Genomic DNA, 15379 nt, shown 5'->3' on the forward strand with positions numbered 1-15379 from the left:
TAGCTAGGGTCCTCTGACTTCACCCTTTAGGCGATCCGGACTACGATACCCTCCAGCTCGTCGGAAGCCGCCGGGAACCGCTCCATCACCAGCGGGTCGTGGCCCGGGATAATTAGCTCCGGCGAATCCGCCAACGATTTGACCAGCTCGAACGCATCGTACATTTGCGCCAGATTAGTCACGACCCAAAATGGACGGTCTTCGTTGATGTTCTTGTAGTAATGAGTGGCGTCGGAAGCGAGCACGACTGTACCCTTCTCCGTCTGCACCTCAACGATCTGCAAGCCGGCGGAGTGGCCGCCTGCCTTGTGCACCGTTACGCCAGGGAGGATCGCTTTGCTGCCACTCACAAACTGCACTCTCCCTTTGAAGTTCTCCTTGACGAGGTGAACGACATCGTCGGTGGTAATATGGTGGAGAAAGTGCGGCTTGGAGGCGTACTTCCCCGTCCAGAACGCCATTTCTTCCTCCTGCACCACGAAGGTGGCGTTGGGAAACTTGTCCAGATTGCCCAAGTGGTCGTAATGCATATGGGTAATGACCACAAGCGGGACAGACGCCGGATCGACCCCCAGCTTGCACAGGACGCTTGCTGGGCAGCGCAGGAAGTTGCGCTTGCGCTCTGCGGCTACTGCTTCATTAAAGCCGGTATCGACGACGATCACCTGATCGCCCGCCTTGATCAGCCAAATGTAGTAATCCATAGGCATGGAATAGTTCTCGTGAGGATCGGCAGCCCCGTAAAAATGATCGCTGCAGATGGCTTCCCGTGTCGAATACTTGATGGCATAGACTTCATGTGATTTTGTCATGTTCGTTCACCCCTCCACTTTTTCTGTCGCCAATGGCTGCTTCCGACCGAAAGAAATCGGCAGTGTCCGGGAACACATGCCGAAGGAAAGAAACATTTGTTCAAAAGAGAAGCGTCTGCTACAGCTTGATCCCGATAAACTTGATCTCGGTCATTTCCTCGATCGCGTAGGCCACGCCCTCTTTGCCGATTCCGCTCTGCTTGACCCCTCCGTACGGGATGTGGTCGTAGCGGCGGATGGACGCATCGTTGATCCAGACTCCGCCCGTTTCCAAAGCCTCTGCCACGCGCAGGGCGCGGCTGATGTCTTTCGTGAATACGCCCGCATGCAGTCCCAGATCCGAAGCGTTCGCCTGGGAAATCGCCTCTGCTTCCTCATCGAACGGAATGACGCTGAAGACCGGCGCGAAAATTTCCTGGCAAACCACTTTCATTTCAGGGGAGACATTCGTCAGGACAGCTGGCTCCAGCAAAGCCCCGCTTCGCTTCCCGCCGGTCAGAACTGTGGCCCCCTGCTCGGCAGCTTCGCGAATCCACTCCTCGGCGCGGGCAGCTGCTGCTTCCGTGATCATCGGCCCGACGTCCGTGGCCTCGTCCAGTGGATTTCCGACGCGCAGCGCACGAGCGCCGTCGACCAATTTGTCCAACAGAGCCGGGTACACACTTCGCTGCACGTAAATTCTCTGCACGGAAATGCACGCCTGCCCCGAAGTCACGACTCCTCCGCGAACCAAGGCTGCGGCAGCAGCATCCAGGTCGGCGTCCTCGAAGACAAGATTGGGCGCATTCGAGCCCAGCTCCAGCGTGACGTTTTTATGCCCGGCCAGCTCCTTCAGCTTCCAGCCCACCTGGCCGCTTCCTGTGAACGTCACACGCTTTACCCGTGGATCTTTCACTAGAGGCTCCGCCAAATCCTGTCCCGGGCCCATCACAATGTTCAGTGCCCCTGCCGGCAGCCCGGCTTCCATAAACAGCTGGTACAACATGACAGGCGACAGCGGCGTTTTTTCGGCAGGCTTCAGCACGATGGTGTTCCCGGCGGCAATCGCCGGGGCAACCTTGTGCAAGACCAGATTGAGCGGGAAGTTAAACGGCGTGATCGCCACCACGACGCCAATCGGATACCTTTTCGTAAACCCAAACTGATTCTCCCCGCCATGGGCGCTGTCCAGCTGGATTTCTTCCCCGTGAATTTGCTTGGCTCCCTCGGAAGCGAACCGCAGCACTTGCACGGCGCGGTCTACCTCCACGCGAGCCTCGCGTATTGGCTTGCCCGTCTCCAGCACGAGCAGGTTGGCGAAAGACTCGGTCCTGCTCTCCAGCAAATCCGCCGTCTTGCGCAAAATGTCCGATCTGCGGTAGGCAGGCATTTTCTTCATCGTCTCTTGAAACACCCGCTGGGAGACGGTAATAGCCTGTTTGGCGTCCTCCTTCGTTGCGCAGCAGATTTTCCCGATCAGCTGATTGTTGTACGGATTGCGTACCTCCAGGACGGCCCGTTCCTCTGATTTTACTTCCTGGCCGTCAATAAAGGAGCCAAAGTAGAACCGCTCCGTTTGTGATAGCATATCCCTTCCTCCTTCTCCGTCTTGTTTACTCTGCTTGGTTAAAGTCCACATCTTTCGTTTCCGGCCCGAGATAGGCACCTACCGTTCCAATCACCGCACCAATGATCAGGAGTGCGATAATCGTCGAGTTGTACGACATGATCCCGCCCAGCCAGTTCATGTAGAAAGCGTAGAAGGACGGGAGAACGACAGAGGCACTAAATCCCAGTCCGAATCCAGAAGCACGCACTTCGGTTGTAAACCGTTCATTGATATACGTGACAATGACACCCCACGGCGCCGTGACAATAACGGAAAACAAGACGACCAGCAGCATGATGAGAGGCAGTGGCAGCGCTTTTCCGTTGAGTATAATCGAAAGCAAGACACTACCCACAAGGACGATGGCTGGACCAAGGATCAGGAAGAAACGGCGGCGACCAATTTTTTGCCCGATCACGCCTGCCGCGATGTAGCTTCCGAAAAGAACGGCGTAGCTGATAAACAACGTCAGAGTGACCTGAATCCCATCCAATCCAAGGATGGTGCGCAAGACCGTCGTAGGAAGGATCAGGGTGACGATATTTTGCGTCAGCCAAAATCCGGTCATCATAATAAATACTTGAAAGAAGCTTCGTCCTGTCTTTCCTCTGAACATGCTCGCCAGCGAGTTTTTTTCTTTCTTGGAACTCTCCCAGGTTTCGGACTCAGGAACCTTGCGAATATAGTACGCAGCCAGCCAAAATGCCAGCAATGCGCCAATCACAAACGGAATCCGCCAACCCCAGACGGCGTACGGCGAATCTGGTCCGGCTTGCGGGATTAAAGCAAACGCTGCCAAGCCGAGCAAATTAATGACGATGTAGGCCAACGGAAACGCCGATAAAATGAAAGCGCCTACAAAACCACGCTGATGCTTCTCGGAGTATTCCATAGCCAAAGGGTGAGATCCTGTGTAGCCTCCGCCCAAAAATACTCCATCGAGAAAGCGCAGCAAAACAAGCAGCCAGTAGGCAGTAATACCGATGGAACTATAGCCAGGTAGAAGGGCAATTAGTAATGTAATAATGCCGAAACCGAGTACGGATGAGATAGTAGCCTTCCGACGGCCGATCTTGTCTCCGAGTGCCCCGAAGATGGTTGCGCCCAGTGGTCGCCCGAGCAGTGTGGTCACGAAAACGAGCGAGGTCAAAATACCCGCCATGCCTTGTGGCAGCTCCTCTGGCTGAAAGTAGCTCAACGCCGGTGTCAGGATGATGGTCGGCAAATAAATGTCGAACATATCCACGAATTCGGTAAAGAACGCTCCCTTAATGGCCGCATTTCTCTTCTCGACGATCTTGCTTTTCTCAACCGTGCTTTGCACCTGAGATGTCATAACGATCCTCCTTTGCGTATACAAAATTTTCTTACTCTTTTCTCTACTAGGGCAGCCGGGAATGAAACGATGCGTATGGAATTTCATCCCCGCTGCTTTAAGTCCCAAAAGGCGGTTGCCGTGTTATTCGTTGCCTTTGTTCACCAATCTAGACAAGATCGGCACACTTACTGTTGCCGCATGGATCCCTAAAGTGCTGGCAAGCTCGAGGACCTCCATGATTTCTTCTTTCGTGGCTCCATATTGGAGGGCGTTGCGCATATGCACCCGAATCCCCGGTTCGTAAAGATGCGTGGCCGCAGCGTCCACTGTCAGGCAAATGAACTCTCGGATTTTCGGATCTAGATGATTGTGTTTGAAGGCAACTCCGGAAAACTCCAGATACGCCTCGAAAAAGTCAGGATCAAGCAGCAATACGCTATCCCACATTTCGGACCAATAGCCTCTTTCATCGATAAATACCTGCTTGAGTTCCTTTTGGCGAGGGGTCAATTCCGCATCAACTGGCGTGCCATTCTCTGCGAGCACTTCCATGAGAATCGGGGAAGCCACTGTTGCTGCATGAATCCCGAGAACGCTGGCCAACTCGATCACTTCCATGATTTCCTCGGGAGTTGCCCCGTAGCCCAGTGCATTTTCCATATGCTGCCGTGTTCCCGGCTGATACATATGAGTTGCTGCCACATCGAAGGCAATGTAAATCAATTCTTTTGTCTTCAAATCAATGTGACTATGATTTTTTTGGAAGGGCACCGCTGAAAATTTCAGGTAGGCTTTGAGAAAGTCGGGATCAAGATGTAGCACATCCTCCCAAATCTCCGTTGACCAGTATCCTCGTTCCTTGATAAAAGCTTCTTTGATGGCGGCTTGAAGGGGAGTTAGTTTTTCGTTCATATCAACCTCTCCTCGCTCGCTTCCACTCGGACTTTGGCCCACTCCTCGAATAGCCGGACGACTTCGGTTGTATCTGAATCGGCCCCGAGATGTTCCTTTGTCAGTTTAAAAAATTCTTTCACGTTGCTTCCAATCCACATCGTGGCCCCCAAGCGGTCCGCTTCGTGCATGCACAACGCAACATCTTTGTACATGAGACCGGATTTGAAACCGTAATCAAAATTGCGGTTCAGCACAGCAGCCGGGAACTTATCCAGTGTGGCGCTGTTGCGGCCACTGCTGACATTGAATACATCCAGCATGGTTTGCGGATCGAGGCCCGCCTTCACTCCTAATACCATGGCTTCCGAGGTCGCAATCAAGGCTACGGCAGACAAGTAATTGTTGGAGATTTTGAGCGTTTGCGCCTGGCCTGCCTCTGGTCCCACATAAAAGGTTTTGTTTCCAATGATTTCTAGCACAGGGAGATTGGCATCATAAGCTTCTCTGGGTCCTGCCACCATAATGGACAAGGTGCCCTTTTCAGCGCCCGGCACACCACCACTGACAGGAGCATCCAAGCAGGCAACGCCGCGTTCGGTAAGTGCAGCAGCAATTTGTTGTGCAGCTTCGGGGCCAGTGGTTGATAAATCAATGTAGGTTTGAAAGGGCCTTCCGGAAGTCAGCCCATATTCTCCGAGTGCTACGATTTTCGCTACTTGCGGATTTGGCAAGCTTACGAGAATCGTATCCGCCAGTTGGGTGATTTCTGCTGGCGTCGACGCGATGACAGCGTTCGGATAAGCCTGGAACGGCTTCAGCGCTTCTTCTCTGGCATCGAGTACGGCGACGGAATGCCCTTTTTCGAGGAGCCTCCGCGCCATGTGAAACCCCATATTTCCCAAGCCGATAAAACCCAGCTTTGTCAATTTGCTCAACCTTCTTTCGTTTTAGTAGCGTCCTGATGCTTATTTTTGCAGCTCAGCAAGAACACGCTTGCCGACTTTAAACGCTTCCACACCTGCAGGCACACCACAATAAACGGCTACTTGATAAAAGACTTCGGTAATTTCCTCGGGTGTCACACCATTTGTAATGGCTCCTCGTACGTGCAAGGCTAATTCATCAGGTCGGCCAAGAGCACTCAGCATCGCAAGGTTAAGCATGCTGCGATCTCTGCGAGAGAGACCCGGGCGTGACCAGCATGTTCCCCAGCACCATTCAGTGGTGAGTTCTTGCATGGGCATGTCAAAATCCGTAGCGTTTGCCAGTGAACGGTCTACATGCTCTGCTCCCAGTACTGCTCTGCGGATCTCCAAGCCCTGATCAAACTTTTCACTTTTCATGTTCGTTCAGCCTCCCGTCAATTTTTCGATCTGTATCCGCTTTCATTTCCTTGTGAAACCCCTTCATCATTTAATTAATTTCAACTTTTTGAAATTAACAGATAACAAAGGCTATTTGAAAAGGATCGGATGACTTCTTTGCAACCTCATTGTACATTATTGAATACCACATTGTCGACAATGTTGTATAAAAAAATAAATTTTTCTGAAACCGTACCGTTGATATGGTTCGCGTGGCTCCTCGGCGTTCGGCCACTGCGCCCGCATGTATCCTGCGCCAAGCCTTTGGCGCAGTCTTCTGTATAAAAAAATCCGGTTTGTTACTGCCGGATTTTTCTCTACGAAGGATAGACTATGTCGAGCGTTTTCAACGAACGGCTTTCCTGATCGCGAATGGCTTGAATTCCTGCCTCTGTATCCCGCTTTTTCAAAGCATCAAGTTGACGGCTGTGTTCTTCATAGGACGAGTACATGTTCTTTCCTTGGCCTATATTTAACACGCTTAATGGACGAGTAGACCTGCGCATGGAATGATGCATTTCGGCCAGAAATTCATTGTTTGCAATGGCAAAAATCGTCTCGTGAAACTTTTCATTGAGAGAATAGTATTCAACAACATCCTCTCTTTGAATGGCAGACCATTGCGCTGCTAGGATCTCCTCCAGCTCTTGGATATCACGATCCGTCACATTATTCACCGCCTTGGCCATCGCGATTTCTTCCAATCGAAACGTAGCGTCATACAATTGGTGGATTTCTATTTTGCGAAATTTTTTGACTACAAACCCATGATGCGGAACGCGTGTCACAAGCCTTTCCTTTTCAAGCATCAACAACGCTTCGCGGACAGGAGCTCTGCTCGTGTTAAATTCTTCGGCGAGCTTGGTTTCCACCAAATGTTCATTTGGGCTGAGAATACCTCGTGCGATTCGTTGTGAAAGTTCTTCCGCTAATTGCAAGGCAATCGTTTTCTTCGTTTCCTTCACTTCCTAAATCTCCTCTAAGTTTGGATTTACGTTCTTCATTTCATTCACTCTTATTATAGTCTATTTTGTATAAAAATAGATAATCCCTTTCTACCCTTTACTCCAAAAGAGCCACCCTCACTACCTAGCCATAACTGCTCCTCCTGCCGCAAAAAAACAGTCCATGCTTCATCAAGCATGGACTGGCCCATTTGCTCCTGTCGAAAACAAAAAATCTTTCCCGGGAAATCGACAGCGCGACGCACCTAGCTGTTGTCTAAAAATGTTTCCCGTTCGCGTAGTAGCTTTCCTTTTGGTACGTGATAAATGCCATTTCCACTTCAGGGATGTCGAGGGACAGGATGTACTTGGTCACAATTTCAGCGAACTGATCACGTGTCTCCTGCCCGCGCTCAAACCAGGCTACCTCGATAAAGGGATAGGATTCTACCACTTTTCCGCCAAAAACGCCGGTCGTATGCAAGCATTCGATCGTGAAATTATCCGTGCCGCACCCGCAAAGAACGGCCAGTTCCTCGAGGAGGGGTTCACTGATGGTCGCCAATTTTTCTGCCTGGATTCCTCTTACGATTAGTTGGGGCATGCGCTCTTCTCCTTTGTTTGCAATGTGATAGACTTCCTACTCTCATCATACCTTCCTGAACATAAGTTGAGTAGTTCCTTTCCTAGCTGATCTTTTTTTCTTCCTACCTGTACCCTTTGCTCGCGGTCATTCGTATCTTCCTTTGTGGTTTGCGAGTCATCAAGGAAAGGCTTACTATTTCACGTCTTTTGTATTAAAGTGGATGAGGGACAACTCCTATTAAAACGTGCGCCATACGAGAGAGGCGTTTTTGGAAAGGTGAGTAACCATGGATCTTTGGCATATGTTCGTGGCGTTTGTGTTGGGACTTGTAGAAGGCCTCACAGAATTCGCGCCCGTCTCTTCAACTGGGCACATGATTATCGTCGACGATACCCTTTTGCATTCAAAAGAACTGTTTTCCCCGGAAGTCGCGAATACCTTCAAGGTGGTCATTCAGCTCGGCTCGATTTTAGCCGCTGTGATCGTCTTTAAAGATCGTTTTCTCAGTCTGCTCGGACTCAAAAAAGTCTCCCCGGACGGCAATGGCCCAGGCCACAAGCTTCGGTTGTCGCAGGTCTTTGTCGGACTGCTGCCGGCTGCCGTACTGGGTTTGTTATTTAATGATTACATCGATGAATATCTGTTTTCCATCAACACCGTTCTCATCGGACTCGTAGCCGGCGCTGTCCTGATGATCGCTGCCGACTGGTTCCGTCCAGGAAAGCCGAAAGCTGCGAGCGTCGACCAAATCACGTACAAGCAAGCACTCATCATCGGGCTGTTTCAATGTATCGCTCTGTGGCCAGGCTTCTCCCGCTCCGGCTCTACGATTTCCGGTGGGGTATTGCTGGGGCTGAGTCACCGCGCGGCCTCTGACTTTACGTTTATCATGGCTGTTCCTGTCATGGCAGGTGCCAGCTTTCTGTCGCTCCTGAAGCACTGGCAGTACATCACAGCGGACACACTGCCCTTCTTTATCGTCGGATTCATCAGCGCATTCATCTTTGCTTTGCTGGCGATTCGTTTCTTCCTGAAGCTGATCAACAAGATCAAGCTGGTGCCATTTGCTCTGTATCGAATCGTGCTGGCTGCGCTCATTTTCTTCTTCGTGATGTAAAGCCAAAAGATCATTCGCATGCACTCAATCGAAAAGTGGCCTTCCCTACTGCTGAGGAAGGCCGCTTTCTTCTATAGTATAGGACTGGTTCCGGCCATGCTCCCCGCTTTATGGCGACGTCATTGCCATGCCCGTCGATACGCTTTCCCCCTGCTGCAATTGATACATCTGAAAATACTTGCCGCGTTTTGCCATCAGGTCGTCATGCCGCCCTCGCTCCACGATACTTCCCCGATCCAGAACAAGAATCTGATCCGCATTTTTGATCGTAGATAGCCGGTGAGCAATGATGAAGGTGGTCCTGCCTTTTTTCACCACTTCCAGCGCCTGCTGAATGATCCCTTCCGTCTCCGTATCGATATTCGCCGTGGCTTCGTCCAGTACCAGAATCGCAGGGTCAAACGCAAGGGCACGGGCAAAAGAAACAAGCTGGCGCTGTCCGGCAGACAAGGTGCTTCCCTTTTCGATGACCGGCTCGTCAAAGCCATTTGGCAGTGTCCGCAGCAGCTGATCTGCCCCGACATCGCGCAATGCCTTTTCTGCTCTCTCCCGTGAGATCGAAGGGTCTCCCAGCGTCACGTTGGACAAAATCGTCCCCGTGAACAAAAACGGATCCTGCAAAACGATTCCCATGTGCTGGCGTACCTGCTGCTTCGTCATTTCCATCACGTTGCGTCCATCGATCATTACCGCTCCCTGGTTGACGTCATAGAAGCGGAACAGCAAATTCATGATCGAGCTTTTTCCAGAGCCGGTATGGCCGACCAGAGCGACAGTTTCTCCCGGCCACGCTTCAAAGGATACCTGTTTTAGAACGTACTGATCGGGCTGATAGGCAAACGAAACGTTGTCAAAACGGACATTTCCCTGATAGCACGACGCTTTGCCACGATCGACCGCGATTCCTTCCTCGTCCAAGAGTTCAAATACCCGCTCTGCCGCTACGCGCGCCTGCTCCAGCAAAGCCAATTGATTGACGATTTGCGTGATCGGCTGAAACAGACGGTTGAGGTAATCGACGAATGCGTACAAGGCACCAAATGTGAAGAGCGTGCCTACTCCCGCCGATGCTCCACCCACATACCAAATAAACAGGATAAAAGCGATGTTGCGCAGCAGCTGAACGAGATTGAAGGACGTGATGGAATTGAGTCGCTGCAGCTTCTTTTGGTAGGAAAATATCTCTTCATTCAGCTCGTTAAACTCCTCTTTGGTCTCCTTCTCCCGGCGAAAGGCCTGGATGATCGACATCCCTTGAATGGACTCGTTGATCATTGCATTGATGTCGCTAAGCCTGCTGCGTATGGCGTGGTTAAAGGCCGCCGCGTATTTGCGGTACAGGATGACCCAGACCACCATGATCGGCAAAAGCAGGAGACAGACCGATGCCAGCCTGACATCAAGGAGAAAGAGGGCGGTAAAAATCCCAATCAGATAAATGCTGCTGCTGAAAAACTGATCGAGCACTTTCGTGAACAGCTCACGTACTGCCTCTGTATCATTGGTGACGCGGGCCACCACTTTTCCGGCCGGCAGGTTGTCGAAATAAGTGATCGGCAGGCGCTGAATATGCGAAAACACATCGACGCGCAGCTTCTGGATGACCTGGTTCGCTGATTGTTGCAGCATGAACTTCTGTCCATAATGAAAGACAGAAGCCAGCATCAACAGCCCCATGTACGCTGCTGCCAGCATAATCAAGCCTTTGGTCTCCGGGCGAAAGAACGCGAAAACCTCGGAGCTGGTCAGTCTTTGTGCAGGATATTCTGCTGTCCCGCTGCTGCTTTTGATGGTCAGCTTCCCATTTTGCACCTCTCGTTGACCATCCTCTGCAATCGGCTGTCCGACGAAGTAATAGTCGCGGCCTACCTGCAGGACACGCACCTGCGCACCTGCTTTTTCCCCCTCGCTCACATGATCCTGGCGTGTGTACCATTTTCCCTGATACAAGGCAGAATCCCCTCGCTGCGCAGTCTCGTACCAAGGCAGCTCAATCCCGAGAATATGGGTATCGATCATCTTTTTGGCCAAAAAGGGACCGGTCAGCTCGGCCGCCACTGCGATGGACAGCATGAGCAGGCCAAGCAGGATCGTTTTCTTAAATAAAGCCGCATAGCGAAAGAGTCGCTTTCCCGTTGTCATGCAATCACTCGCCTTCCGTCAGTTGTGCCTCCATCTGTTGAAGCACGTACTGTTCCTTGTACCACCCGCCCAGCTCGATCAGCTGCTCGTGTGTGCCTTCCTCGACGATTTTCCCGTCTTCGAGCACCAGAATCCGATCCGCATGCTTTACCGCGGACAGGCGATGCGTCGTAATCAGCGTAGTCTTGCCCGAGCGCTCCCTGCGGATATTGGCGATCATCTCCGCCTCCGTCTTTCCGTCAACGGCCGACATGGCGTCATCGAGTATCAGGATTTCAGGCTGAACCAGCAGCGCTCGGGCGATCGATACGCGCTGCTTTTGCCCGCCAGACAGTGCCACTCCTCTTTCGCCGACGAGTGTTTCTACTCCGCCCGGCAAAAATTGCACGTCCTTTGCAAAGGCTGCCAAGCGCAGCGCCTCCTGCAGTTCTTCCTCCGTACCTTCCTTTTTACCGAGCAGCACATTTTCCCGGACCGTTTTGGAGAACAGGATCTGCTCCTGAGGGACATAGCCAATCCAGCGTTTGAGCTGATCGAGCGGTATTCTTTCCACTGGCGTTCCCGCAATCGAAATAGACCCGGTACCAAGCGGAAACTCTCGCAGCAGCTGTCGTACCAGCGTCGTCTTGCCGCTCCCGGTCCTCCCCACGATCCCCAGGGTTTGCCCCCGTTGCAGCGTAAAGGAGACTTCCCTGAGCGACTCCACATGCGCAGAAGGATAGCGGAAGGTGACGCGATCAAAGCAGATGGTCTCCGGACTCTGTGGCGAAACGGGCTGTGCATGATCCGTCACGTCTGCGGGATACGCCAACGTCTCGTTCACCCGGTCGAGCGAGGCACTTCCCCGCTGCATGATGTTGATCAGCTCGCCGATCGCAAACATGGGCCAGATGAGCATCCCCAGGTAGACGTTGAAGGAGATCAGCTCCCCCAAGGTCAGCTCCTGATGAAAGACGAGGTATCCCCCGTAAATCAGTCCGATCATGTAACAAATACCGACCAAAATTTTGACGGTAGGCTCGATGAGGGAATCGACTTTCGCTACCGCGATGTTTTTTTCATAGACTTCTTTGGTCTTCGTGCGGAAGCGCTTTTCATCTGCCGTCTCCTGTACATAGGCACGAACTACGCGAACGCCGGCAACCGATTCCAGCACTTGATCGTTCAGCTCGCCAAACGCATCCTGGGCCATCGAGAATCGTTCGTGAATCTTCTTTCCGTAGCGATGGATCGCATACGCCATGAATGGAAGCGGCAAGATGGACGCCAGCGTAAGCTTCCAGCTGACGAAAAAGCCCATCGTCAAAATGATGACAGAGGTAAAGCTCGCGGAGTCCACCAGCGTCAAAATACCGAAGCCCGTCGTCATCGACACCGCCTTGAGGTCGTTTGTGGCCCGAGCCATCAGGTCCCCGGTTCGATTTTTCTGGTAAAAGGTCGGAGTCATCCTCAAAAAGTGAGTCATCAGCTTGGAGCGAAGCGAGCGCTCTGCCAGATAGGCACCTCCGAAAAGTTTGTTCACCCATACGAGGTTCACCAAATAAAGAAAGATAGCCAGAGCTGCATAACCTATCACAATCTGTCCCAATCGCTCTGCCGTCATCGTCCCCATCTGAAGCTCGTCGATGGCGATTCCCACGATCTTGGGCGGAACAACCTCAAGGATCCCTCCCAATATCAACAGCGAAATCGCGATGATATACTGCTTTCTATGCTCGCGAAAAAACCAATTCAGCTTCGTCAAAACGGAAAACATCCGCTGTCAGCTCCTCTCCTGAACAATCTGTACAAAAAAAGGCAGAACGCCCGTAAGCGATCTGCCTTTTCCTCTATGTAAATAGAAAAGCGCCGGTTACGAAGACAAGTAACCGACGCCTATATGTGCATGTGCGTACAAAAATCTACACAACTCGCCCAGCAGGTGTGGTTACGCCATGTATGCAGTTTTGTGTGCAAGAAACATTCATCCAAATCATGACAACCCCACCTTTCGAGAAAATGTAGTTTGATTTCCAATTTGATACATTCTGAACTTTATCATTCTTCTCGCAGCATTGTCAACGCCTGATTTTACCTGTATCCCCACAGCTGAGCAGGTCTTCTTCCCGCCTGTTTTTGCTTGCATGCTTTTTCTGGTATGATTACCCTTATGAGTATGAACCAGGGGGACGTTCGTTTTGCTATCATCATCTCAAAAGCGTCGTTTGACATCTGTGCAGATCATTGTCTTTTTTTACGTGGGACTCATTCTGATTTCCACGGTTTTGTTGATGCTGCCATTCTTTCATAACCCGGGAGCTTCGATTTCCATTATCGATTCGCTCTTCACGGCTACAAGCGCCATCAGCGTGACAGGGCTTACGGTCATCACGATTCACGAAGTCTTCAACGAATGGGGCCAGCTGTTCTTGACGCTTCTCTTTCAGGTCGGCGGGATCGGGATCATGACACTCGGGACCTTTTTCTGGCTGCTGCTGGGTCAAAAAATCGGGCTTGAGCAGCGCATCTGGATCGCGACCGACCACAACCGCTCCACGTTGTCCGGCCTGGTCGATCTGATGCGCAACATCCTCGTCATCGCGCTCATGATTGAGATTGTCGGTACGATTCTGCTGGGCACTCACTTTCTGATCGCCGGCTATTACACGGATTGGTACACCGCTTTCTACCACGGCTATTTTGCTTCAGTCAGCGCCTTTACAAATGCCGGCTTTGATTTGTACGGCAACTCCATGATGAACTTTACCCATGACTACATCTTTCAGGCGATCGTCATGATCCTGATCATCTGCGGAGCGATCGGGTTTCCGGTGCTGGTGGAGCTGAGAAGCTACCTGTCGTATCGCCGGGCGAAGCAGCGCTTTACCTTTACACTGTTTACCAAAATCACGACACTGACCTTCTTTTCCCTCATCGTCGCTGGCGCTCTGCTCATCTACCTATTTGAGCGCACCGCCTTTTTACAAGGTCAGACGTGGGATCAGGTCCTGTTCTACTCCTTGTTCCACTCGGTCTCTTCGCGAAGCGGCGGTTTGGCTACCATGGACATCAGCCTGCTCTCCACCCCTACGCTGATCATGCTGTCCGGGATGATGTTTATCGGAGCATCCCCAAGCAGCGTGGGCGGCGGGATTCGGACAACCACCTTTTTTGTCCTGATCGCAACGGTATTCGCCAATATGCGCGGGTTTAAAGACGTGAAGGTGTTCGGGAGAGAGCTCGTGGAGGATGACATCATGCGCTCGTTCATGGTCTTCTTCGTGGCGATCATTCTCGTCTTCACCGCCGTGATGCTGCTGGTCTGGCTGGAGGACCTTCCTTTCCAGCACGTCCTGTTCGAGGTCTGTTCTGCCTTTGGTACGACAGGTCTGTCGACCGGGATCACATCGCATATCGGTCCTGGCGGCAAAATCATTTTGATCTTCATGATGGTCATCGGTCGGATCGGCATTATCAATCTGCTGCTGTTCCTGAAGCGAAAAGAGCGGATCGTTCGCTATCATCATCCGAAAGAGCGCGTGATCATCGGACAGTAAGCAAAAGAAAAAGGCCTGTGTGATTTCCTTTCACACAGGCCTTCCTGTTATTTCAGATCTAAGGTCGGAATAAAGTCAGAGAAGAATTTGAATTGCTGTTCTGCAAATGTCGTAAAGTCTTCTGGGGATTTGTACACGGCCGACATTCCCCGCTCATTCGCGAACTTCTTGAAATCATCGGATTCGACCGCTTCCTTCAAAGCATCTGCCAATACTTTCTTGAAGTCATCCGATGTCCCTTTCGGCAGGACAAAACCGCCCCACCCTACTACTTCGACATCAAAACCCTTTTCCTTCAAGGTCGGGATATCCGGAAAGTTTTTGTCACGCTCTGCACTCATGACTGCGAGCACCTTCAGCTTCTTTGCTTCCACGCCACTCTTCACTTCTCCCAGACTTACCGCTACCGCATCGACATGATTCCCCATCAACGCTGTCACGGCTGGTGCGGCACCGTCGAACGGAATATCGGTGAACTGCACGCCCGCTTTATTGGCAAAAGCAGTAGAAGCAATATGCCAAATGGAGCCTACTCCCGAATTGCCTACCTTGATCTTGCCTTGATTCTGTTTGGCATACTCTACAAATTCCTCGATGGTGTTGTATGGGGCGTCAGCAGGAACCGTTATCGCTGCTGGGATCATCGTCGCCTGGCCGAGCAGGTCGAACTTACTTGGCTCAAGCTCAGACAGCCCCAGTGCTTTATGCATGGTCATCTCTACCGGTACATAGCCAAACGTGTATCCATCATTCGGGCTGGACTGGACAAAGGTCATGCCTACTCCACCCGTTCCCCCTGTCTTGTTCACCGTTACAATCGGTACTTTCAGCTTTTCCTCCATGTTCTTTGCGATGATGCGTGCTGTGCTGTCAGATGCTCCTCCAGGTGCGTATGGAACGACGAGCGTGATTTCTTTCTCTGGATATTTTTTCGCCTCTGCCTGTCCGCTTTGTCCCCCGGCTTGCCCCCCTTGTGAGCTGCATCCTACCAGGAAAGCGATTGACAACCCGATCAGACCCCATGCAATCTTTTTCATCCCTAGACCCTCCCATTGGTGTTGTTTTCTACTTTCATACG

13 protein-coding genes are annotated in these 15379 nt (G+C 51.6%); 2 read left to right on the plus strand and 11 right to left on the minus strand.

Annotation, left to right across the window (positions count from 1 at the left end; genetic code table 11):
- Positions 1-26 precede the first annotated feature (26 nt).
- The 8 genes from EDM59_RS18940 to EDM59_RS18975 all read right to left on the minus strand — a co-directional run bounded on the left by EDM59_RS18940 (position 27) and on the right by EDM59_RS18975 (position 7524).
- Positions 27-812 (minus strand): N-acyl homoserine lactonase family protein, encoded by a 786-nt coding sequence (locus EDM59_RS18940; RefSeq protein ID WP_122925049.1) that lies wholly within the window; start codon positions 810-812, stop codon positions 27-29.
- A gap of 118 nt (positions 813-930) precedes the next feature.
- Positions 931-2379: an aldehyde dehydrogenase family protein gene (locus EDM59_RS18945; protein WP_122925050.1), complete on the minus strand. Its 1449-nt coding sequence runs from the start codon at positions 2377-2379 to the stop codon at positions 931-933.
- 25 nt (positions 2380-2404) lie between these two features.
- Complete coding sequence (locus tag EDM59_RS18950) at positions 2405-3736, minus strand: MFS transporter (RefSeq protein ID WP_122925051.1); 1332 nt, start codon at positions 3734-3736, stop codon at positions 2405-2407.
- Positions 3737-3859: 123 nt separating this feature from the next.
- On the minus strand, positions 3860-4630 hold the full coding sequence (locus tag EDM59_RS18955; RefSeq protein ID WP_122925052.1) for a carboxymuconolactone decarboxylase family protein: 771 nt from the start codon (positions 4628-4630) through the stop codon (positions 3860-3862).
- Positions 4627-5538, minus strand: a complete 912-nt coding sequence (locus EDM59_RS18960) for an NAD(P)-dependent oxidoreductase (protein ID WP_122925053.1) — start codon at positions 5536-5538, stop codon at positions 4627-4629. The genes EDM59_RS18955 and EDM59_RS18960 overlap by 4 nt, the downstream gene beginning before the upstream one ends.
- Positions 5539-5577: 39 nt before the next feature.
- Positions 5578-5955, minus strand: a complete 378-nt coding sequence (gene pcaC, locus EDM59_RS18965) for a 4-carboxymuconolactone decarboxylase (RefSeq protein ID WP_092267179.1) — start codon at positions 5953-5955, stop codon at positions 5578-5580.
- Between the two features lie 338 nt (positions 5956-6293).
- Entirely contained in the window at positions 6294-6941 is a 648-nt protein-coding gene (locus tag EDM59_RS18970) for a GntR family transcriptional regulator (protein WP_122925054.1), read from the minus strand.
- Positions 6942-7197: 256 nt separating this feature from the next.
- The gene (locus tag EDM59_RS18975) at positions 7198-7524 is read right to left on the minus strand and encodes a DUF1904 family protein (RefSeq protein ID WP_122925055.1); all 327 of its coding nucleotides are present in this window, start codon (positions 7522-7524) and stop codon (positions 7198-7200) included.
- Between the two features lie 268 nt (positions 7525-7792).
- Between EDM59_RS18975 and EDM59_RS18980 the strand changes: the two genes are divergently transcribed.
- Complete coding sequence (locus tag EDM59_RS18980; RefSeq protein WP_092267184.1) at positions 7793-8623, plus strand: undecaprenyl-diphosphate phosphatase; 831 nt, start codon at positions 7793-7795, stop codon at positions 8621-8623.
- A gap of 108 nt (positions 8624-8731) precedes the next feature.
- Here EDM59_RS18980 and EDM59_RS18985 read toward each other — a convergent pair whose 3' ends face one another.
- Together EDM59_RS18985 and EDM59_RS18990 are read right to left on the minus strand one after the other, a co-directional pair.
- Complete coding sequence (locus EDM59_RS18985; protein WP_122925056.1) at positions 8732-10765, minus strand: ABC transporter ATP-binding protein; 2034 nt, start codon at positions 10763-10765, stop codon at positions 8732-8734.
- A 4-nt stretch (positions 10766-10769) separates the two neighbouring features.
- Positions 10770-12521, minus strand: coding sequence for an ABC transporter ATP-binding protein (locus EDM59_RS18990; protein WP_122925057.1), 1752 nt, complete (start codon positions 12519-12521; stop codon positions 10770-10772).
- Between the two features lie 421 nt (positions 12522-12942).
- On the opposite strand from EDM59_RS18990, the gene EDM59_RS18995 reads away from it, so the two are divergent.
- Positions 12943-14301 carry a TrkH family potassium uptake protein gene (locus EDM59_RS18995; RefSeq protein WP_122925058.1) on the plus strand — a complete coding sequence of 453 codons (1359 nt, stop codon included), beginning with the start codon at positions 12943-12945 and terminating at the stop codon, positions 14299-14301.
- Between the two features lie 47 nt (positions 14302-14348).
- Here the strand turns inward: EDM59_RS18995 and EDM59_RS19000 are convergent, their stop codons facing one another.
- A complete protein-coding gene (locus EDM59_RS19000) occupies positions 14349-15338 on the minus strand; it encodes a tripartite tricarboxylate transporter substrate binding protein (protein ID WP_122925059.1) in 990 nt (329 codons plus the stop codon).
- Between the last annotated feature and the right edge of the window lie 41 nt (positions 15339-15379).

It is taken from the genome of Brevibacillus nitrificans (assembly GCF_003710965.1).
GTDB classification, from domain to species: Bacteria; Bacillota; Bacilli; order Brevibacillales; family Brevibacillaceae; genus Brevibacillus; species Brevibacillus centrosporus.